We start from the raw sequence: 22,218 nt of genomic DNA, 5'->3' as shown, positions 1-22,218 counted from the left end.
TCTGTTCCCAAACATAGTCAGAATACCTTAACGTGTAGCAGGCAAAAAAAATCGTACATAAGGGCATGCACCTTATGTACGAAAGGACAGTAATCCCGTACCGCTTCCAACGGATAGCTCACCTTACGCAATACTGCTCGGACAGGATAAGTCCGTTCTCCATCGCTTCAATCTTCCCCTGTATGCCAAAGTATTGCAGCTTCAGCATACCGAATACACTTGATCGATAAGCTGCCCGGAGGTGCCGGTAAATGCAGCGTAATCGTCACTGGAACGTCCGACGGATCAACGAATTGGATACTGCCACTAGCTTGACCAGAGCTACGGACCTGTCCGTCCGATGTCGTCAGCTGTATCGTAGTGCAGTTTGAGACTTTCCACGTCAAATAGTATCGGTAATTATCCGCGGAACGGCCGGTTCGTTAATAAGTGAACTGTTCCACATCTAGAAAGTCCGTCACTATAATCGTCAGACTCCGCTGGATCAGCACCTCCGCTCCCAAGCCGCTCAGAGTATACACGGTTGAAGCTCTCATAGGCAGTACGGAGATCGTATTTCCGGATAGCCGCTCGATGCCTTGATTGAGATATAGATTGCAGCCGATTTTTGATTCATATGATAGCGTTACTATCTGCACGTACTTTGTCTTGTTGTCTGGGCAATCCGAAGCAAATCGGGTAATCACGGGAGATTCCACATACACCGTGGCGGTGCGGGTAACCTGCCGATTGTTGCCAAATCGATTGTTGCCAAATGCATACAAACGGAATGCGGTATCTTCGAAAACCTCGATTTTTGGGTTGCCTACACTGTTAACGACGAGATCTCCAGGCGTCAGCACGCACTTCTCAACATCGCCGGCCACGGCCCATCAGACCGTTATCGTATCGCCTACCGCTACCTGGGTTCGGTCGCATTCAAGGCTTAAAATATGCAGCGGCGATCTTTTTTTGAAATAAGCCAAGAATTCGGTGCCGCCCGCCGTGGTTGTCTCTCTCCGCTTTCCCGTTAGACGTGGCATCTACAGCGTTCATCTCAACAGCGGAAACCGTACGGCTGTGTACACCATTTTCTCCAATTCACCAAATGAAATCAGATTGCCTACACTCAAATAAAACTTGTCTCTTGGATCTAGCTCGTAGTTGTACTTCGGATATCGATACTGGACTTGTACGTATAGATGAAAAGCTGACGGATCTGTACCTGGACCGCTTCGATGCTTTTCAGTCCCATCGATTCCAGTATTTGCTTCATGTCATCTGCAGTGACAGGCTTCCCGCCGCCAAACGATTTGATAATGTTGTTGATCTCTACAATCAGCTCCAACAGTGTCATGCCCTGCGGATCTGTATCTGTTGGCATCACGAGAATATGCGTTCGTGTCTCCGGAATCGTACCTGCGATAACTTGATATGGATACACTCCCTTAAGCCTGCAGTTCAACAAGGTCAGATCGAATTGGTATCGTATGGAATGACTGATATGGAAGCGACGATGCTGAATCGGCATAAAATGGATATTTATTGATCTTATAGAAAAAAAGTTCCAATTTACAAGAGGAAAAATGAGTATATGCTATACGGAAATGAGAATATAGGCCCTGCTTCATTTATGTATTTTCAAAATTAAAAGATTACGGGTTTTGGGTAGAAGTACTCTTTGTTTTTCACCTGAGAATCTCTTCAACCGTTGAACAAAATTAATAATAAAAAACGGCTGCCTCTAAAGGCAACCGCATCGTTGAATTATTTACGAACGGAGACAATGAACTTCTCCAGCGAACTAGTATCGGTGATACTCTGATTACATGCATGGCCGTCCATACATACGTATTGGCCAATGGAAGAATATTGATCGGGCAAAGCACCCGCAGGCTTCGTCTTGACTGTTATGAACGCAAGCTCCTGATGCCGGTTGCAGAACATGCAATACCCTTTTTTGTGTGTTGGCGTGATTCTTCCCTCGATACCGATGAACTGTCCTTCGAATGGATAGACCATGAATAATTTGTTCGTGGCGATGTCTACCCAGCTCAGATACGTGATATATCTAAAGTCGATGGATTGCAGATCAGGTACCTTCAACTTCTTATTCTTAGGGAAAAGCTTCTGAATCTGCTTCAGTGTAATCGGTAGAAATGGCTCCAGATAGGGTTCCATTGCAATAAGATAACTCTGGAATTCATGTGCTGTCTCCAAGCTCGATACTTGCTCCAGCAGGTGTTCCCGCTCTGTTGTCAGATTAGAAAATGATTCTATAATATTCACAGCTGTACGATATCTTACTGTTTTCAAGACACTCTGATCCGCGACAGATCGCAGTGTTTTCTGAAGAAATTCGGCTTGTTTCTTAATGACATTATATTGATGGTTTCTAATAAATGGTGTATTCATAGCTCTTCAGCCCCTTATTTTTGTTGAAAAAACATAAGGTGCAAAGCCGTTATTAGAAACGATAAAGTCAAGTATGGGCGATCAGATCGTTCTCTTCTCTCGCCCTCACGCAAAGTATCGCCCCTGAATTAGGCTTTGCATGAGGTCTTCCTAGCTAATGAGCAATTCGGTTTTGCCATCAGTACAACCCCCTGTCAGATGAACACTTTACTGTAAGAAAGACAAAGAACATTTACAGCGTGAAGCTAATAACTTCTTATCTTTCGAAAAAAGTATAGCAGGGAATTCAGAAAGTCGCAATTCATCAGCCTTCATCTACTGCATTCCGGATATCATAATCACTTACGTCTATTTCCATTTCCCTTTCAAGAGCCATCCTCGCCAATTGCCTTCCCAAATAAGGGCCCATGGTTAACCCTGAAGCTCCGAGGCCATTTGCTGTAAGCAAACCTTCCCAGCCGGGTATACTCCCGATAACAGGAAGAAAACCGGGCGTATAGGGGCGAAAACCGACTCTCGTCTCCAGAAATGTGCTGTTTGCTAAACCAGGTGCAAGGTCTATCCCTTTATTCAGAATTTCCTGGATTCCGCCAGCAGTTATCCTGCTATCGTACCCTTCTATATCATTTTCGTGTGTCGATCCTATAACAATCCTACGTGTTCCCATTGAGAGCAAATACTGATCATTTGGCGGAATAACCACTGGCCAGGCATCTGTGTCTTGACGGTCCGGAACCTCTAAGTGAACGATTTGAGCTTTTTGAAAATGGACTTTAAAATCAATGCCTAAAGGCTGCAGCAATAGATTGGCCCATGCACCCGCACATACAAGGATGTGATCAGCCGAAAAGTGTTGATCTCCTACATTTACTCCGGTTACACGGTTTGCAAGATGTTCAAGCCTGGCCTCCCCGCTGACTAAGACAGCCCCATTGTGCTGTGCCGACCGGATGAGAGCATCGCGAAGTGCACGACCATCTACCCGGGCGGCACCGCTGATATGAATGGAGGAATAATCTTCTGCCAGCAATGGAAAAAGCTCACGGGTCTGTGTTGTGTTAAGCCGTGTAATATCTCCTATCTCCGGTGCATCCGTCTTTCGTAGTTTTGCCCGTTCCTCCATCTGTCCCAGTTTCATCATGTCATGATGTATACTAAGAGCTCCTACCTGAGCATAGCCGGTATCAGTCTCTCCTTCGTTCCGAAGCTGTGCAATTAACTCCGGGTAATAACGGGCTCCTGCTTTGGCGAGACGATACCAAGCCTGATTACGCCGCTGGGACAGCCATGGACAGATGATGCCGGCAGCAGCATCTGTGGCTTGCCCTTTATCTTTGCGGTCAATGATTAGGACATCTGCCCCCATTTTGGCTAAGTGATAGGCTGTAGATGCCCCAAGAATTCCTGAACCGATTACGATGACTTTCTTCATAAGTCCCTTTTCTTCCCTTCCTTAAGCAAGCTCAGAGCTCTATGATCTTCGTAGCGACATTGCCGCAGAACTCCCGGTCATGCTCCACAAAAATGATGGTCGGAGTGTATTCCAACAGCAGCTCTTCAATTTGCATGCGTGAAATAACGTCAACAAAGTTCAGCGGCTCATCCCAAATATGCAGGTGAACGTGCTCACTTAGACTTTTGGCGATCAGCACCTTCTTCTTCTGGCCGCCGCTGAAAGTGGAAATATCCTTCTCAAATTGCACTCTGGAGAAATCAAGTTTTCTCAGGATGGATTTGAACAGGCTCTCGTCTATTCCATTGTCGCGGGCGAATTCTGTAAGATTGCCTTGTAAATGCGAGGTGTCCTGGGACACGTAGGAGATTTTGAGCTGATTGTCCTTATTGAGGCTGCCTGTGTACTGTATGTCCTCGCCGCAAATCAGTTTCAGGATACTGGATTTGCCGGAGCCATTCTTACCCGAAAGTGCAATGCGGTCCCCTTGCTCAATTGTAAAATTCACATCTGAACAGACTAGTTTCTCACCATAATAAATGGAAATTTGTTCAAGCTCTGCAAAGGTACTTTTATGATAAGGAAGCTGTGTAATCTCCAGGGTTTCCGAGCTTTCAATGTTTTTCAGCAGCTTGGACTTCTGGTCAATTGCCGATTGCTGCCTTTGCTCGATAGATTTAGAACGTTTCATCATTTTGGCAGCCTTATGGCCAATGTACCCCTTATCTACCTTGGAGCCGGAGTTTCGCGTCCCATTTTTAGTCTTTTCCACTTCGTGTGACCAGTTCCCTGTTCTTTTGGATGAATCCGCAAGCCGGTTAATATCTCTTCTCAGCTTCTCATTTTGTGCCAGCTCAAAGTTATCCAATCGCCTTTTATTCTCCCACCAGCTCGAAAAATTCCCTTTCTGAATTTCAATGTTGGTTTTGTTGATAGACAGGATATGATCTACACAGTTATCCAGAAAGGCTCTGTCGTGAGATACCAGAATATAGCCGCTTTTGGTATTGAGATAATTACTGACTAATGTTCTTGCTTGCATGTCCAGATGATTAGTAGGTTCATCAATGAGCAGAAAGCTGTTTTCCTTAATAAACAATGCAGCCAGCAGCACCTTCGTCTGCTCTCCGTTCGACAGTGAAGCAAAGGGCCGATAGAGAACGTCATCATCTACCTTCAGCAAAGAAAGCTCACGCATCAACTGCCAGTGAATATAATCCGGAAAGATTTCGCTGATGACATCCAGGGTCATATTTTCCTTGTTCGGCACAGGATATGGAAAGTACTCAAATGTAACATGAGCAGAAATGGCTCCACTGTATTCATGTTTTCCGAGCAGCAGCTGAAGAAAGGTGGTCTTCCCTCTTCCGTTCCTTCCCGTAAATCCCAGCTTCCAGTCGGTGTCGATCTGAAAATTCACGTTCTCGAATATATTATCGTAGCTGCCCTCATAGGCAAACGTCAGGTTGGTAACATTTATTAATGACATCTAGTGATCCTCCTGTATAAAAAAATAAAAGCCGCAAGAAAGTTAATTTCTTGCAGCTCAAATAGATACAGAAAATCAAGCCCCCGAGGGGCTGATTAAGGATCTACCGTTTGAGTGAAAGGAAATGTAACTTTCTTGCTTAATAAGAAATAAAACATGCGATATTGATCGCATTCCAATAGCTGAACATTAAGTCCAGTCTTATAGTGGTTTTATTCTCCTATCGATCAGCAAGAAAATCCTACATTATCCTCTTCAACTCCATTCTTAAATTTACAGGCATTTTATCATAATCATATCTGATTTACAACTCACCAATAACGGGTATGAATAGACAGATGAGCGGGAAATGCATGTATAATAGGAGGCTGCGATATGTTGAAACTATTCGAGTATAACTGGCAGGTTCGTAAAGATTGGTTGGACTGGTGCGATACGGTGAACAAGGAAGAATTAATGAAAAAACGCACGGGCGGCTTAGGCTACATCCTTCCTACGCTTTATCACATTGTGGCTGTCGAATATGGCTGGATATGCGGTGGAATACAAGAAAGAGCGATGGAGATCCCTCCGTTCGAGGAGGTGGCCAGCTTACAGCAAATAAAGGATTTTTCCGCCCGTTGCCATGTGGAAATCGCTCCATTTGTCTATGAGTGGAATGATGGTCTGGAAGAACGCATTATGATTGATATCACGGATGAAGGTGAACGGGAAGCCCATAAATACGGCGAAGTGATGCGGCACGTGATAGCCCATGAGATTCACCATATCGGCCAATTGTCTATATGGTCACGAGAAATCGGAAAGATTCCGGTTAACGCTAACTTGATTGGCAGAGGATTATTCGATATTTAAAATTCCATCAACATAGAAAAAGAACAGCAAAAAGACCCGCTCCAGGCGGGCCTTCAGATAAAGCGGTAAGTGGAATGCTCTTGAACAAAGCATACTGCTCATTAAGGGTTACAATCCTTGATTAAGCTCAATTAAGGTGCCGGCAGGATCACGAAGGTAGGCAACGCGGTGGCCCCATTCCGGCGTGTCGTGAGGTTCTTTTACAAATTCAACATGTTTGCTGCGCAATTGATCGTATACGGAATCAACATTTTCCACCTTGAAAATAAGAGCTGCCCGGTCATGTATGCTGAAATCCTTGTGTTCCCGCAAGACCTGGTGTGGTTCATTGCCCATCAGGGGCTCCAGAGCCAGATTGATATCTCCTGTGTGAAATTCCGCATAAGGAGTCTCCTCACTACCGTGGAGGACTTTCAGACCGATTATGTCCCGGTAAAAGATAAAACATTCACGCACATCCGGTACCAGCAGACGAAAATGTGAAAGGTTCAAGCGAATCCCTCCTGTCTAAGATTTGGATTTGTATGCGTCTTATCGTAACATGCAGCTCATTACATGATTTCTTCTGAATTGCGGTTGTTCTTTTACTTTACCGCTTCTGCCGCCTCCGGGTCAAAGTCCGCCACAATCAGCATATCCATATGCCTTGCATGCCGGAGCAAATAATGGACGAAGCTTTCCTTGAATAAGCTGCGCCACAGCGGCCTGCGTGAGTGTCCGATAATCAGCTGAGTGGTATGTACTTCATTCATTCTGTTGAGCAGCTGCTGATGTACGACAGCACTGCTGCCTGCCAGCGCCACCTCCATCTTCCCGCCCAGCCTTTCCGTCAAATGCCGCAGGGACTCCAGCCGCTTTTGCTCTTCGGGGGTATGGTTCCCTCCGCAGTGAACATAGTGCACATACCATTCTGCCTTGAGCCGGTGGGCAATACGGAAGCCGCGGCGGATTAGGCGCTCTGCACGCGGGCCGAGATCGACACAGACAAAGATGACCTCACGGCGGCTCCATGGGCCCCGTAGAGATGGCTCACGGTCCCACGCCTCCAGCCGTTCATCGACATCGTCCGCAATTTCACGAAGAGCCAGTTCGCGCAGAGCAATCAGATTCCCAATCTTAAAAAAAGACTCCAGGGCCTGGTTCACTTTCTCCGTTGCATAAATTTTCCCTTCCCGCATCCGCTCCTGCAGCATTTGTGGCGTAACGTCAATGAGCTCAACCTCACCGGCCATTTTCAAAACCGCATCAGGGACCGTTTCCCGGACACGAACGCCCGTCAGCTGTGCCACTGCGTCATTCAGGCTCTCCAGATGCTGAACATTCACGGTTGTGATTACGGAAATGCCGTTATCGAGCAGCCGCATGACATCCTCATAGCGCTTTTTGGTCACGCTTCCGGGGACATTGGTATGTGCCAATTCATCCACCAGCACAACCTCCGGGTGACGGGCAATAATGCTGTCTGTGTCCATCTCCTCCAGCTGTGAGGACTGATACTGAATGCGGGCCCGTGGAATCAGGGTCAATCCCCCGATTTGCCGTTGGGTCTCCTTCCTTCCGTGTGTCTCCAGCAGACCTATGACCACATCAATACCTTTGGTCAGCAGCAGATTCCCCTCTTGCAGCATTTTATAGGTTTTCCCAACACCGGGTGCCGCACCAATATAGACCTTGAACGTTCCACGGTGAATCCGTTCAATCTTTTGTTCCATCTCCTGACTGGTTAACCTGTGAAAAGGTTCCTCCTTCCCTTTGGAGCCGGGCTTGATCGGCAATATCCGTTCCCCTTCCTGCTCTGCCCGGTCAGCCATCAGGAATACATCGATGTTCCGCGACTTCCGGAGGACCCGGTTGGCGATGGAGCCCTGCCACTTTTCCTGCCAGCGGCTTTTTTTGGAATGCCCCATGACGATCCGGGTGACGTTATTCCGGATAGCATAACGTACCAATATTGCTGGGAGCAGACGCAGACTTGGAAGAGACAGCTCTTCGAAGCGGGCATCGACCCGCTGGGCCAGCTTGGTGATCGCGCGTTTGAAGCTCTGCTGATCCTTCGTTAGCTGACGTTTTGTGAGCACAAAGGTTACCACTATAAGCTCACCGTTCAGCCGCTTGGCGATTTGCTGTCCTCTTCTGACATACAGGGAACCGTTCCAATGATATTGCGTGGATACGAGAATACGCTCAGTGGCGCCGGAAGGGCCGATCAGCCCTTGCTCCTCCCGGTGTCTTTCCAGCGAATCATTGACCCCCTCGGCGACCAGACGGAGTGAGAGCTCGCGGAGGACGCCGAGATTGCCGCGCCGGGTTAGCGCCGGAGGCGTCTCGCCGCCAAGAACCCCTTCTTCAATACGTTTTAATATGGTTTCGGGGGACACATCGATCAGGCGGACCTCATCCGCCAGCTCCAGCGTGTTGAGCGGAACCGTTTCCTCCGCACAGATGCCCGTTTTCTGCTGAATAATTTCGGCCATCCCAGCCAGCTCATACACGTTAATGGTAGTAATTACACTTATGCCATGATCCATTAAATAACGGATATCTTCGAGCCGTGTCTCGAAACGGGCTCCTTCCCGGTTACGGTGGGCCAAGCTGTCCACCAGAAGTACCTCAGGATTGCGCTGAAGCAGAACATCGACAGGAAGATCTTTCTGTTCTTTACCATCCTTGATCCAGTGGAGGCTGGGTACGCGCTCCAAATTCACCAGCTGCTGAACAGTCTCCGCCCGTTGCATCGTCGAGACAGCACTGATCACCACATCGATCCCTTGCTGCTGCAAAAGCTTGCCTTCCTCCAGCATGTGATAGGTCTTGCCTGAACCACTGACAGAACCGATGATGATCTTGAGACGGCCCCGGCGCAGGCGGTAAATGGAATACAGAATTTCTTCCGGAGTTTTACGTTTGTACGGGGACATCCGGTGGCCTCCTTATAGGAATATAAATTACCCTGTCCGTGTAGAACGCGAACAGGGTAACCGCCTGATTACTGAGCAGACAATTCAGATAAAGCCATATTCAGCTTCAGCACATTCACACGTTCTTCGCCGAACAATCCAAGATCGCGGCCCTCCGTATGCGCTTGGATTAATTGTTCAAGCTTATCCGAAGAAATACCGGTCAACCTGCTGATTCTGGGAACCTGCACGATAGCCGAGGCGGGGGAAATATCCGGGTCCAGGCCTGAGCCGGAGTTCGTAACCAGATCGATAGGCAGTTGATTCACCGGAACCTGCGGATTGTCCAGCTTCCACTGGGCGATAAAGTCACTGGTGCGCTTCAGCATATCCGTATTGGATGGGCCGTAATTATTCGAGCCCGAAGCCTCCGCTTTGTAATCAATGCTGGACACACGCCCGTGGAACAGCGCAGGATTGGTGAAGCTCTGACCAATCAGCTCGGAGCCGATAACCTGGCCTGCACTGTTCTTCAGCAGGCTGCCGTTCGCCTGTGATGGCATCAGCACCTGGGCTATAGCTGTGGAAGCCAGCGGATACACAACTCCGCAAAGAATAATAAATATAGCGCTGAGTCTTACTATGCTTAGTATATAAGAACTGGCGTTCTTCATTCATGATCCATCCTCTCTATCTAATCAACTCTATTATGCTTATATCCAAATACTAACGAGCATATCAATGAGCTTAATGCCCAGAAAAGGAACCAGTACGCCCCCGAACCCATAGATGAAGATATTGCGGCGCAGCAGCTTGACAGAACTCATTGGCTTATAGGATACCCCTCTCATGGCAAGGGGGATCAGGAGCGGAATAATAATCGCATTAAAGATCAGTGCCGAGATAATAGCGGAGCTTGGCGATCCCAGCCCCATTACGTTCAGCACCTCCATTTCCGGAATCGCGAGCGTGAACATAGCAGGAATAATTGCAAAATATTTGGCGATGTCATTCGCAATACTGAAGGTAGTGAGGGCACCGCGGGTCATCAGCAGCTGCTTGCCGATGGCAACGACCTCTATAATCTTGGACGGGTCTGAGTCCAGATCGACCATATTCGCCGCTTCCTTGGCGGCAGAGGTTCCACTGTTCATGGCAAGCCCCACATCCGCCTGGGCCAGAGCAGGAGCATCGTTCGTTCCATCACCTGTCATGGCGACCAGTTTGCCTTCCTGCTGTTCTCGGCGAATGACTTCAATCTTATTCTCCGGCGTGCTTTCGGCGATAAAACCGTCTACTCCGGCTTCAGCAGCAATTGTTGCAGCGGTTAGAGGATTGTCGCCGGTACACATAATCGTTTTGATGCCCATTTTGCGCAGCTCATCAAATCGCTCCTTCATTCCGGGCTTCACGGTGTCTTTCAGATAAATAAGTCCGAATATCCGGTCGTCAACGGCTACCGCAAGCGGAGTTCCGCCTTTACCAGCTATATCATTCGATCTTTTGTCCAGATTATCGGGAATCTGCCCGCCTTGGGAAGAGACCCAGCGCTTCATGGAATCAACAGCCCCTTTACGGACCTTGCGTCCATCCTTCAGATCCAGTCCGCTCATTCGCGTTTCGGCACGGAACTCAATGATTTCTGCCTCTTCTGCCAATCCGGCCTGATAAGGATGACCCTGTATTTTGATCAATTCAATCACGGAACGGCCTTCCGGCGTCTCGTCCTTCAGTGAACTGACTGCTGCCCACCCCGCCAGTTCGGCTTCATTCTCATTCCCTACGGGGACAAATTCACTCGCCATACGGTTCCCGAAGGTGATGGTGCCTGTTTTATCTAGAATCATCGTATTGATGTCTCCGGCGGCCTCAACCGCTTTACCTGACATCGCCAGCACGTTGAACTGGGTAACCCGGTCCATGCCTGCGATTCCGATTGCAGACAGTAGACCACCGATGGTAGTAGGGATCAGACAGACCAGCAGCGCGATCAGGACAGGGATCTCCAAATCGACATTCAGATAAGCAGCAATCGGACGCAATGTGACTACGACGATCAGAAAGATAATGGTTAAGCTGATTAAAAGGGTATTAAGTGCAATTTCATTGGGTGTTTTCTGGCGTTTGGCCCCTTCGACAAGTGAGATCATACGGTCCAGAAACGATTCACCGGGATCACTGGTAATACGAACCTTGATCTGATCACTTACTACTCTTGTGCCGCCTGTGACAGAGTTGAAGTCTCCTCCAGCCTCCTTGATGACTGGAGCGGATTCCCCGGTAATCGCAGATTCGTCCACAGAAGCAAGGCCTTCAATGACTTCGCCGTCACCGGGAATGAGTTCTCCTTGGCTGATGACCACGATATCTCCTTTGCGCAGATCCGAAGAAGAGACGATCTTGACAGCTCCGCCCACCAGCTTGTTTGCGGAAATATCCTGTTTCGTTTTCTTCAAGGTATCTGCCTGTGCCTTGCCTCGGCCTTCAGCCAGGGCTTCTGCAAAATTAGCGAACAATACTGTAACCAGCAGAATCAAAAACACTGTAATATTGAAGCCTATGGAGTCTTCGGTATGGAAATAACCGGGGGCCAACACCATCATCAGTACGATAATAGTGCCGATTTCTACAACGAACATCACCGGATTCTTCATCAAAGTCACCGGATTCAGCTTCATGAAGCTGTCCTTGACCGCACTTTGCAGGATAGGGCCGGTCAGCAGTTTCTTTTTAGGTATGGTACTCATCTTGTTCTCCCTCTCTTAACGTAAGGTCAAATATTCTGCAACCGGACCGAGAACCACAACCGGCAGAAAGGTCAGTGCACCGATAATCAGCACCGTACCGATCAGAATTCCTGTAAATAGGCCATTGTCGGTGCGGAACGTGCCAATCGTCTCCGGAACGGGCTTCTTACGGATCATGGAGCCGGCCACCGCCAGCATGGCGATAATAGATACGTATCTTCCCAGCAGCATGACTATCCCTGTAAGTACATTCCAGAAGGTAGTATTATCGGCCAGCCCTTCGAAACCCGAACCGTTGTTGGCCGCAGAAGAGGTGAACTCATAGAGCACCTGCGTCATTCCATGGAAGCCCGGATTCGAGATGCTCCCCTTACCCAGTTCGGTCAAGAAGGCAGCAGCGGTAGGTGCCAGAATAATCAACGGATGAATGAGTATTGCGATGGCGATCAGCTTCATTTCCCTCGCTTCTATTTTCCTTCCAAGGAACTCCGGCGTCCGCCCTACCATCAGACCGCAGAGGAACACTCCCAGGATCGCATACATCAGCATGTTGACTAGACCTACACCTTTGCCCCCGAACACATTATTCAGCATCATCAGGGATAGCGGAGTTATGCTGCCAAGCGGGGTGAGGGTGTCATGCATATTATTAACGCTACCAGTAGTTGCCGCTGTTGTTACAGCAGTGAACAAAGAAGACTGTGCGATACCCAATCGGACCTCCTTGCCCTCCATACTGCCCTGGGAGGCGTCGATACCCATGGCATTGATTGCCGGATTCCCTGCCGTTTCTGCGTAATAGTTGAGACCCAGCAGCAATACGAACAAGGTCATCATCGCGCTGAAGATCATCCAGCCCTGACGTTTGTTTTTGGCAAATAATCCGTACATATAAGGCAGGGATGCGGGCAGCGTCCACATCGAGAGGATTTCAATGACATTCGTCAAAGGTGAAGGGTTCTCAAACGGATGGGCCGAGTTGGCTCCAAAGAATCCGCCGCCGTTCGTACCCAGGTGCTTGATCGATTCAAGTGAGGCAACCGGACCGATGGCGATCTGCTGCGAACCACCCTCCATCGTTGTTACATGAAGAGATGGCTGTAATGTCTGCGGAACCTGCAGGGCCACCAATACCAATGTCACCAGCAGAGCCAGCGGGAGAAAGATACGGATGATGGCTTTCACGAAATCTTCGAAGAAATTCCCCACAGTGTCTCTTCCTGTAATGCCTCTCACAAAAGCGACTGCCACGGAGAATCCGCTCGCCGCTGAAGTAAACATCATCATTGTAATCACAGCCATTTGAGAGAAATAGGATAGACCCGTTTCTCCGCTGTAATGCTGCAGATTGGTATTCGTCATGAAACTGATGACTGTATTGAACGTTAGTGACTGTTCCATGCCCCCGGTTCCATTGGGATTCATCGGCAGTGCGCCTTGCAGACGAAGGAACAAGTAACTGAAGGCTACCAGTACAACGTTTGTCCCCAGGAAGCTGATGGCATATCCCTTCCAAGTCATTCCCTCACGGTTCTTCAGTCCGCTCAGTTTGAATATTCCACGTTCGAAGCCGCCAAATATGCGGTCCGTTCGGTTCGGTTCATTTGAAAATACATGATATAAATAAGTTCCTACTGGCTTAACCAGCAGCAGCAGTATGACAATGACTGCGGCAATTTGCACAATACCCACGAAGGCCCCTCCTTAAGTTGACACTCTCTCTTTTAGCATCATTCAATGAATCTTTAGAATTTCTCTGGATGAATCAGGGCATATACCAAATACAGAAACAGAAGCAAGGTTGCAGCAATAACCACCGTCATTGTTCCGTCCCCCCTGTATCATCAGTCATATGTCCGCACCACTGTGCAAAGGCGTAAAGGAGTACGAAAAGCACCGCCAGAGCTGCCACCATATACACATCCATCATGTTCTTTGCCACTCCTCTCACTATCATCTTTTGATCTCTTTCTCTTTTTCTTAAATTCAGCGTAACATTTCTGCCATTAGTTAAGGATTAGAGATTCCGGCAGCGAATTAAGATTGCATTAAGATTGGGGCTGCTCCTCATCCTCCTCATTCTCTTCACTAAGCAGGCTTTGCCAATAGTAATGGTCATAGAATTTTTTCACAACAAATAGAATTCCGGCTATGATGGAGATAAGACCAGCATTTTTTAAGAACTCATTCATACATAACTCCTTCTCTCTTCGGCTGTTCACTACCCTTCCAGCGTAACACTGCAGCCATTTATTCAGGATTAGGATTTGCCGGAGCAGATAAAGATCACGTTAAGGTTAGGAGAAGAATGAGGCTCATTTTCTATACAAAAAAAAGCGGAAGGACAAGGCTTATACTTACAGCCTTATCCTTCCGCTTTTTACACATGCTCGTTCAAATGGCTTTGTTGTCATCGCCAACCTGCAGCATCCGGTATCCGACGCCAATATGCGTTTGAATGAATTTGGGCTGCGAGGGAGTTCTCTCGATCTTTTTCCTTAAGGTAGCCATAAAAACACGCAGGGCGGGAATATCATACGTGTGGCTGCCCCAAATTTCATGAAGAATGTAATTATGAGTCAGCACTTTGCCCACATTTTTGGCGAGCAGGCCCAGCAGCTTGTATTCTATAGGGGTCAGATGAATTTCTTCTTCATCCAGCCATACACAGCCTGCCGCATAGTCGATTTTGAGGCCCTCATTCGTAAAAACAGAGGCATCCTTCAACAGCTTCTCGCTGTCATACCGGATGCGCCGCAGACTCACCCTAAGCCGGGCCAGCAGTTCCTCCACACTGAACGGTTTGGTCAAATAATCATCTGCTCCTGCGTCCAGTGCATCAATCTTGTCCCGGTCCTCGCTGCGGGCACTGACCACAATAATGGGAAGATTGGACCAGGAACGTACTTTACGGATAATATCCACACCATCCATGTCCGGTAATCCTAAATCCAGAATCATAAGATCGGGCTGCCCCGATACCGCTTCAAGGATAGAGGCTTCTCCGGTTTCAGCCGTGTGGTATTTGTACCCTTGTGTCTCCAGTGTGGTGGTTATAAGCTTGCGGATCGGTTTGTCGTCTTCAACAACGAGAATCAAAGGTTTATTCATGAACGTTTACCTCCTCTGCTTGCAGGGTAAAGCGGAATAGGGTCCCTTGCGGGAAGTTGTCATGCACGGCAAATGTGCCGCCATGGGCATTAATAATAGATTTGCACAAAGACAGCCCGAGGCCCAGTCCCCGGCGTCCATCCCCGCGGATATTATCCGCCGTATAGAACATATCGAATATCCTGGTCTTGGCTTCATCAGAGATACCAGGACCGTCATCAGCGACCTCAACCACTACCATTTGTTTATCCCTTTTGGCCGAAAGGGTAATATGAGAGCCGGTTCCTGTATACTTTATCGCGTTGTCTAGCAGGTTGATCAGCACTTGGATAATCAATCTGGAATCCATTCTGGCCATGATCAGCTCGTCACTCAGCACAGTACTTATGATATGTTCAGTGCTTTTTCGATTCAGGTGCAGCAGCGCTTCAGCAATGACTTCCTCGATAAGCTCTGCCTGAACATTCAAATTCAAGCTTCCATTTTCGATCCGGCTAATCGATAACAGGTTCTCTACCAGATTGATCAGCCATATGGAATCGTCATAAATATCTGTATACAGCCCTGTCTTCTGTTCCTCGCTCAGTACACCAGAATTCCCTATAAGAATACCGGCATTTCCGGAAATGCTGGTGAGCGGTGTACGTAAGTCATGAGAAATGGCCCGAAGCAGGTTCGCCCGGAGTTGCTCCTGCTGAATCTGGATGGAGATTTCCTTTTGTTTTTCATTCAATTGCTCTTTCTCCAGCGCCAGCGCACACTCTCCCAGCATGGCAATCACCAGACTCTTGTCAAATACCTCCAGCGGGTCTTCGTTCTCCATCACGATAGCGGCTACGGCAAAAACACTGTCTCCTCCGCGAACCGCATGATACAGACAGCCAGCAGCAGAAAAAGTATCTGTAGTGGCTCCGGCACGCTTATTGTTTTTGTAGACCCAGTCGGCTACTGAACGCTCACTGCTGCTTGTATAGATCTGCATGTCGGCAGCCGAATCTTCTTTGGGAAATATAAGTGGTTCCGACAAGGAACCGGGCAATACAGAATAAAAAATAACTGTCCTGTCCAAGAGCTTAACCATTTGCTGCGCCGTTTCATTGATGATGGCAGCCGGATCTTTGGCTTGCTGCAGCTTGCGGCTAGTCTCCAGCAGCACCTCGGTACGAAAGGCCTTTTTCGCAGATTGTCTTGCCTGTTCCTTAACCCGCATTGTCAGCGTACTGGTTATGAAAGAAGCTGCCAGCATCACCAGGAAGGTGACCGGATATCCGGAATCATACGCCCGCAGGGAAAAGTAAGGTGCGGTAAAAAAATAATTGAATACCAGCACACTGAAAATAGAGGTTGCAGCACTATAAAGTCTTCCTTCGGTAATCATCGCACTTAGCAGAACGCCCAATATATATACAGTGATGATATTTGCTTCCCTGAAACCCAGGGCACTAAACCACAAGCCGATGACAGTACAGACAAGGAGTATTCCAAAAGTTTTGATGGTGCTGGTCAGTGAGAGCCGCGGCGAAACCCGATATTGCGGAAATCTGTTGTAAAGGGCAGGCTGAGTGTCCGGTATGATATAAATATCCATATTCGGAGAGGCCGCAGCCAATTTGTCCATGATATTAGTGGTACCGAACCAACTCCTTTTTGAGTGTGAACGGCCCAGAATAATTTTGGAGACCCGGCTTGTTTTGGCATACTCTGCGATCTGTCCTGAAATATCTTCCCCGTAAGTTGTCGCAATCTGAGCACCAAGCTGTTCCGCCAGCCGCAGGTTCGCTCTCAGCTCGGTTTTATTCTTCTGGGTAAGCCCCTTCGTTTCCGGTGTTTCAACGAACAGCGCTGTGAAATCCCCATGGAATGCCTCAGCCATTCTCGCCGCAGTACGGATTACCTTCTTGTTAGATGCTGCCGATGACAGACACACGAGAATATGCTCATTGGAGTAATGCTCTTGATTAGCTTCCTGGCTACTAATTTGAAGCGCAATCCGGTTCAGCTGGCTCGCCGTGTAGCGCAGGGCAATCTCGCGGAGCGCGATCAGCTTTTCCGGGCTAAATCCGCCCGTATTTTGGCTTTGAGGTTGTTCGTGGTAGATTTTCCCTCTATTCAGACGGTCGATCAGATCATCAGGTTCAATATCGATCAGTTCCACTTGATCGGCACTGTCTAATACATGATCCGGAATGCGTTCGTGTACGGAAAGACCTGTGATGGATACCACCAGATCCTGCAGGCTTTCTATATGCTGGACATTGACGGTGGTATAGACATCAATTCCTGCACGCAGCAGTTCCTCCATATCCTGATATCTTTTTTTGTGCCGGCTTCCCGCAGGATTGGTATGTGCAAGCTCGTCCAGCAGGATCAGCTCCGGATGTCTCCGGATCGCCCGGTCCAAATCAAATTCATACATGGCCGTTCCTTCCCGGGATATTTTCTGGGGAGGAATCTGTTCCATGCCAACCAGCAGTGCCTCCGTTTCAGGCCTGTCCCGGTTCTCAATGATCCCGGCCACTACATCCATTCCGTCTTTTTGTTCTTCCCGGGCAGCACTCAGCATGGCACAGGTTTTGCCGGCTCCTGCCGCATAGCTGAAATATATTTTTAGCTTTCCCCGTACTGCCATTCCATGCCTTCTTTCTGTCTATCCGCAGCTAATGCAGCTGTAATCGTTTTACCGTAAGTATAGCATGAGGCAAATCAGCATAGTATTACGGTTTTGGATCAAGCATTAAGATTGTATTAAGATTCTCCTGTGAATATATGAATTCAATTCTCTCTGGATAAACCTGTAAAAATTACACATACTATACGTTATCTAAATAAAGGAGGCATCAGCATGAAGATGACGGGCGACCGGCTGTGGATTGCAGCTCTGGGTGGTGTATATGAAATTGGCAAAAACATGTATCTTCTGCAATACGCCGAAGACATTATTGTCATTGATTGCGGGTCGAAATTCCCGGATGAGACGTTTCTTGGTATTGATCTAATTATTCCCGATATTGCCTATTTACTTAGTAATATAGATAAAGTCAGGGCTTTGGTGGTTACCCATGGGCATGAAGATCATATCGGCGGTATCCCATATTTCCTCAAACAACTGAATATTCCAGTGTATGCTTCCCGCCTGACACTCGGCTTAATCGAGATCAAACTTAGGGAGCATGGGCTTCTGCGCCAGACTGAGCTGCATTGTATTGATACGGAGTCCACATTGAACTTCGGTTCCATCACCACTACCTTTTACCGAACCAACCACAGTATTCCGGATTGCCTTGGCATTGTCTTCGATACACCCGAAGGAACAGTGGTTCATACTGGTGATTTCAAGTTCGATATGACTCCTGTCAACAAGCAGTATCCAGATATACATAAAATGGCGGCAATCGGAGAAAAGGGGGTTAAATTTCTTTTATCGGAGAGTACAAATGCGGAACGGCCTGGCTTTACCCCTTCGGAAAGGCTGGTAGGCGCTCATTTGGAGGAAGCCTTTCAACAAGCGGAGAATCGGATCTTTATCTCTACCTTTGCTTCGAACGTGCACCGTCTGCAGCAGATTGTTGACGCAGCTGAGCATACCGGACGCAAGATCGCCCTGCTGGGCAGAAGCATGGTTAATGTCGTTGGAGTAGCCCAAGAACTGGGGTATTTACATATCCCCGAGGGCATGCTTGTAGAGACAGCTGAAGCCGGCAAAGTGGAACGGGATAAGATCGCTATATTATGCACAGGAAGCCAGGGGGAGCCTATGGCAGCATTATCCCGTCTCGCGAATTCCAGCCACAGACAGCTTGAGATCAGCCGGGGAGATACCGTACTCCTCGCGGCGAATCCGATTCCAGGCAATGAACGCAACGTTTCCAGGATCGTTGATAATCTGTATATGCTGGGTGCACGAGTAATATACGGAGCCCGCAGTGAGCTTCATGTCTCGGGGCATGGCAGCCAGGAGGAATTGAAGCTGATGCTTACCTTGATGAAACCAGAATATTTTATCCCGATTCACGGGGAGTACCGGATGCTTCACCACCATAGTTTGCTGGCTGAGGCCGTAGGGGTGAAGAGTGAGAATATCTTTATTTTGAAAAATGGGGAAATTGTTGAGTCAAACGGCGGAGATGTCCGCCAAACCGGACGGGTCACAGCTGGACAAATTTTCGTGGATGGTCTGGGAATCGGGGATATTGGCAGTGTTGTACTGCGCGACCGCAGGCAGCTGTCTGCGGATGGGATTCTGATTACAGTCATTACATTAAGCCAAAGTGACGGGCGGATTCTGAACGAGCCGGATACGATCTCCAGAGGTTTTGTGTACGTGCGCAACTCGGATACGCTGATGGAAGAGATCAACCAGCTGATTACAGCTACTCTTCAGAAGATGAGCCCGGCAGACCTCGGACAATGGAATATTATCAAAGAAACCATAAAAGGAACATTAAGTAAATTCCTGTATGAACGCACGAAACGCAGACCTATGATTCTGCCCATTATCATTGAGGTCTAGAAATGGGAAAAATCCGCAGATTATGGACTTTAAGCCCTGTCTGCGGATTTTTTTACGGGATTTGTACGGGATTTGATTGATGTTACTGAATCATAGAATTAATGAATTTTGCCATTTCGACGCTGGTCTGGTTCAGCCGTTCAATAACATCACTGAACTCGATGACCCTTTCGGCCTGCTCTGAAGATGAAGCGGCAATGGCTTCGATTTCCGTTTCCATTTGACGGATTGAGCGTTGAACCGTATTTAGTGAATCCTCTATCGATTTGGTTGCATCCCTCGTATGCACGGACAATTTGCGCACTTCTGTGGCGACGACACCGAAGCCAGCCCCCTCCTGCCCAACACGCGCGGCTTCGATGGCAGCATTCAACCCCAGAAGATTGGTCTGTTCGGAAATTTCACGGATAAAGCCCGCTACCTTGCTGACCTGATTAGACTCTTCTACCGTCTTTCGTGAATTCTCAAGAATCTGTGCTGTGGTAGCCGATAACTCTTCGGACTGGGCGGCAACATTTTGAACCATATCGACCAGTTGACCGCTGATTTGGTTAATGCTGCCAGTCAGTTCTTCCATTTTATCCTCGTTCTCCAAGGTATAAGCGATCGCAAAGGCACCAATAATCTCCCCTTCACCATCATAAATCGGGACAGCTGAAGAAATCACAGTAGCCCCATACAGCTCGGGCGACAGCCGGTTGGTTGTGGCTCGACCTGCGAGCGCATTTCCGAGGGAAGGGTCATCCGGAGGAATCGGGCTTCCTTTGGTCAGACCGAAATCCAGCACTTTGCTGGGAGCATAATAATGGAATATTTCCTTGTCGGTGATCCCGACCATAATATCCTGGGAATGAATCTGTTTGAAGAATGGTGCAGCTAAAACTAAGGCATTTAAGTTGTCCATGACGTCTCTCTCCTAATTCAAGCATTTTTCCATTATTATCGTCACATTCCAGCCATAAATTAAGAGGGGAATTGTATGAAAGTTATAGTGATGTCGCTGTTTCTACATATTTGCAGCTTGGCTCTAACGAATACGTTTACATTTCGATCGTATGCTATACAGTCTGACCTCATTGAAAAGATAAAGAGGAGGAAAATGAATGACGTTTGGGTTCAGGAAATTTGGTTTACTGTTCGTTGCATTGGTATTGCTGGCAGGTGCCTATGCGTATCCGGGCCAAAAGGTAAAGGCTCAAGGTGCAGAGGGCTATTATCACACTTCAGGCAGCCGGATCGTGGATTCATCAGGCAACACCGCAGTATTCAACGGACTCAATTGGTTTGGCTTCGAAACCGCAAATTATTCTCCGCACGGCTTGTGGTCACGTTCCATGGATGATGTACTCGACCAAATTAAGGCAGAAGGCTATAACTTGATCCGCCTGCCCTACTGCAACCAGATGTTGGATGCAGGTTCTGCCGCCAACAGTATCGATTATGCCAAAAATCCAGACCTCGTGGGTCTAAAGCCGATTCAGATCATGGATAAACTGGTTGAAAAAGCCGGGAAACGCGGTATTCGGATCTTTCTGGACCGTCATCGTCCAGATTCGGGAGGGCAATCGACACTCTGGTACACTACGGCCTATCCCGAAACCCGTTGGATCAGTGATTGGGTGATGCTGGCTGAACGCTACGCGAATAACCCCACGGTCATTGGGGCAGATCTGCATAATGAGCCGCACGGCACGGCAAGCTGGGGCACCGGGAATCTTGCCACAGACTGGCAGCTCGCCAGTGAGCGTGCGGGAAATGCGATTCTTGCCGCGAATCCGAACTGGCTAATCATCGTGGAAGGCGTCGAAACCAACGTACAGGGTAACTCCACCGGCTACTGGTGGGGCGGCAACCTGACTGGTGTGCGGAATCATCCGGTTGTGCTAACCCAGCCGAACCGTGTAGTCTATTCTCCACATGATTACGGGCCCGGTGTAGCGTCACAGCCTTGGTTCAGTGCTGCCAACTTTCCGAACAACCTGCCCAAACTATGGGATGATACCTGGGGGTATATCAGCAAAGAACAAATCGCCCCAATCCTTGCAGGTGAATTCGGCGGCCGCAGTGTAGATACCCTCACCGTAGAAGGGAAATGGCAAAATGCACTTGTCAGCTACATTGGCCAGAATAATCTCTACTGGACCTACTGGAGTCTTAATCCTAACAGTGGAGATACCGGGGGGCTATTACTGGATGACTGGGTTTCGTGGAATGAGCCTAAGCAAGCGATGCTTGACCCTATCATGAAGCCGGTTACGTTTCCTTCTGATCCGGGGGAAGGCCCGGGTGACGTGCAAGCCGTGTCTCTTTATCGGGCAGGTGAAACGGGGACTGCTGTTAACTCAATCAGGGCGAGCCTGCAGCTCAAGAACGAATCAGGTACCTCTATTCCTTTAAATGAACTCACGATCCGCTATTGGTACACAAGTGATGGAAACACCGCACAGACTTTGGAATTTGATTATGCTGCCTTTGGAAAAGAAAAGCTGCTGCCAACGATTGTTCCCATGGCGCAGCCATTGAGCGGTGCCGACACCTATGCGGAGATCGGTTTTACGGCAAGCGCAGGCTCTCTTGCAGCTAATGGCACAACCGGTGACATCCAGTTCCGCATTCATAAAAATAATTGGACGAATTACAATCAAGCGGATGATTACTCCTTCAAACCAGCCATTACCACCTATGCAGCGAATAATCATATCACAATCTATCATAAAGGGAAGCTGATCTATGGGATTGAGCCTTAACCTGATGTGAGGTAT

19 protein-coding genes are annotated in these 22,218 nt (G+C 48.2%); 3 read left to right on the top strand and 16 right to left on the bottom strand.

Annotated features, from left to right (window positions below; genetic code table 11):
* Nucleotides 1-422 precede the first annotated feature (422 nt).
* The 5 genes from A3849_RS13140 to A3849_RS13120 form a co-directional block, all read right to left on the bottom strand.
* Nucleotides 423-842: a hypothetical protein gene (locus tag A3849_RS13140; RefSeq protein ID WP_218619235.1), complete on the bottom strand. Its 420-nt coding sequence runs from the start codon at nucleotides 840-842 to the stop codon at nucleotides 423-425.
* Between the two features lie 290 nt (nucleotides 843-1,132).
* A complete protein-coding gene (locus tag A3849_RS13135; protein WP_074111832.1) occupies nucleotides 1,133-1,423 on the bottom strand; it encodes a hypothetical protein in 291 nt (96 codons plus the stop codon).
* Between the two features lie 323 nt (nucleotides 1,424-1,746).
* Nucleotides 1,747-2,394 carry a FusB/FusC family EF-G-binding protein gene (locus A3849_RS13130; RefSeq protein ID WP_074111831.1) on the bottom strand — a complete coding sequence of 216 codons (648 nt, stop codon included), beginning with the start codon at nucleotides 2,392-2,394 and terminating at the stop codon, nucleotides 1,747-1,749.
* 304 nt (nucleotides 2,395-2,698) lie between these two features.
* Nucleotides 2,699-3,826: an NAD(P)/FAD-dependent oxidoreductase gene (locus tag A3849_RS13125; protein WP_074111830.1), complete on the bottom strand. Its 1,128-nt coding sequence runs from the start codon at nucleotides 3,824-3,826 to the stop codon at nucleotides 2,699-2,701.
* 31 nt (nucleotides 3,827-3,857) lie between these two features.
* Nucleotides 3,858-5,336, bottom strand: a complete 1,479-nt coding sequence (locus tag A3849_RS13120) for an Lsa family ABC-F type ribosomal protection protein (protein ID WP_074111829.1) — start codon at nucleotides 5,334-5,336, stop codon at nucleotides 3,858-3,860.
* A gap of 375 nt (nucleotides 5,337-5,711) precedes the next feature.
* On the opposite strand from A3849_RS13120, the gene A3849_RS13115 reads away from it, so the two are divergent.
* The gene (locus A3849_RS13115; RefSeq protein ID WP_074111828.1) at nucleotides 5,712-6,191 is read left to right on the top strand and encodes a DinB family protein; all 480 of its coding nucleotides are present in this window, start codon (nucleotides 5,712-5,714) and stop codon (nucleotides 6,189-6,191) included.
* Between the two features lie 108 nt (nucleotides 6,192-6,299).
* On the opposite strand, the gene A3849_RS13110 is transcribed toward A3849_RS13115, so the two are convergent.
* The 10 genes from A3849_RS13110 to A3849_RS13075 all read right to left on the bottom strand — a co-directional run bounded on the left by A3849_RS13110 (nucleotide 6,300) and on the right by A3849_RS13075 (nucleotide 17,575).
* Nucleotides 6,300-6,683 (bottom strand): VOC family protein, encoded by a 384-nt coding sequence (locus A3849_RS13110; RefSeq protein ID WP_178382677.1) that lies wholly within the window; start codon nucleotides 6,681-6,683, stop codon nucleotides 6,300-6,302.
* A gap of 92 nt (nucleotides 6,684-6,775) precedes the next feature.
* On the bottom strand, nucleotides 6,776-9,109 hold the full coding sequence (locus tag A3849_RS13105) for a histidine kinase (protein WP_074111826.1): 2,334 nt from the start codon (nucleotides 9,107-9,109) through the stop codon (nucleotides 6,776-6,778).
* A 68-nt stretch (nucleotides 9,110-9,177) separates the two neighbouring features.
* Nucleotides 9,178-9,762, bottom strand: a complete 585-nt coding sequence (gene kdpC / locus A3849_RS13100; protein WP_074111825.1) for a potassium-transporting ATPase subunit KdpC — start codon at nucleotides 9,760-9,762, stop codon at nucleotides 9,178-9,180.
* A 39-nt stretch (nucleotides 9,763-9,801) separates the two neighbouring features.
* Nucleotides 9,802-11,835 (bottom strand): potassium-transporting ATPase subunit KdpB, encoded by a 2,034-nt coding sequence (gene kdpB, locus A3849_RS13095; RefSeq protein ID WP_074111824.1) that lies wholly within the window; start codon nucleotides 11,833-11,835, stop codon nucleotides 9,802-9,804.
* A 15-nt stretch (nucleotides 11,836-11,850) separates the two neighbouring features.
* Nucleotides 11,851-13,527, bottom strand: coding sequence for a potassium-transporting ATPase subunit KdpA (gene kdpA, locus A3849_RS13090; protein ID WP_074111823.1), 1,677 nt, complete (start codon nucleotides 13,525-13,527; stop codon nucleotides 11,851-11,853).
* Nucleotides 13,528-13,580: 53 nt separating this feature from the next.
* The gene (kdpF, locus tag A3849_RS33975) at nucleotides 13,581-13,658 is read right to left on the bottom strand and encodes a K(+)-transporting ATPase subunit F (RefSeq protein WP_074083653.1); all 78 of its coding nucleotides are present in this window, start codon (nucleotides 13,656-13,658) and stop codon (nucleotides 13,581-13,583) included.
* Entirely contained in the window at nucleotides 13,655-13,792 is a 138-nt protein-coding gene (locus A3849_RS32860; RefSeq protein ID WP_178381886.1) for a hypothetical protein, read from the bottom strand. The genes kdpF and A3849_RS32860 overlap by 4 nt, the downstream gene beginning before the upstream one ends.
* Before the next feature lie 91 nt (nucleotides 13,793-13,883).
* Nucleotides 13,884-14,027, bottom strand: a complete 144-nt coding sequence (locus A3849_RS32855; RefSeq protein ID WP_178382676.1) for a hypothetical protein — start codon at nucleotides 14,025-14,027, stop codon at nucleotides 13,884-13,886.
* 202 nt (nucleotides 14,028-14,229) lie between these two features.
* A complete protein-coding gene (locus A3849_RS13080; protein ID WP_074083390.1) occupies nucleotides 14,230-14,946 on the bottom strand; it encodes a response regulator in 717 nt (238 codons plus the stop codon).
* A complete protein-coding gene (locus tag A3849_RS13075) occupies nucleotides 14,939-17,575 on the bottom strand; it encodes a sensor histidine kinase (RefSeq protein ID WP_074111822.1) in 2,637 nt (878 codons plus the stop codon). Before A3849_RS13075 ends, A3849_RS13080 begins: the two co-directional genes overlap by 8 nt.
* A gap of 213 nt (nucleotides 17,576-17,788) precedes the next feature.
* Here A3849_RS13075 and A3849_RS13070 point away from each other — a divergent pair, with 213 nt between their 5' ends.
* The gene (locus A3849_RS13070) at nucleotides 17,789-19,456 is read left to right on the top strand and encodes a ribonuclease J (protein WP_074111821.1); all 1,668 of its coding nucleotides are present in this window, start codon (nucleotides 17,789-17,791) and stop codon (nucleotides 19,454-19,456) included.
* Nucleotides 19,457-19,538: 82 nt separating this feature from the next.
* Here A3849_RS13070 and A3849_RS13065 read toward each other — a convergent pair whose 3' ends face one another.
* Nucleotides 19,539-20,360: a methyl-accepting chemotaxis protein gene (locus A3849_RS13065; protein WP_074111820.1), complete on the bottom strand. Its 822-nt coding sequence runs from the start codon at nucleotides 20,358-20,360 to the stop codon at nucleotides 19,539-19,541.
* A gap of 199 nt (nucleotides 20,361-20,559) precedes the next feature.
* Here A3849_RS13065 and A3849_RS13060 point away from each other — a divergent pair, with 199 nt between their 5' ends.
* Nucleotides 20,560-22,203, top strand: a complete 1,644-nt coding sequence (locus A3849_RS13060; RefSeq protein WP_074111819.1) for a cellulase family glycosylhydrolase — start codon at nucleotides 20,560-20,562, stop codon at nucleotides 22,201-22,203.
* The last annotated feature ends 15 nt before the right edge of the window (nucleotides 22,204-22,218 follow it).

This window comes from Paenibacillus sp. P46E, assembly GCF_001909095.1.
GTDB lineage: Bacteria > Bacillota > Bacilli > Paenibacillales > Paenibacillaceae > Paenibacillus_AQ > Paenibacillus_AQ helianthi.
Note: the sequence above shows the minus strand (reverse complement) of the source record. Positions and strands in the feature narration are given on the sequence as shown.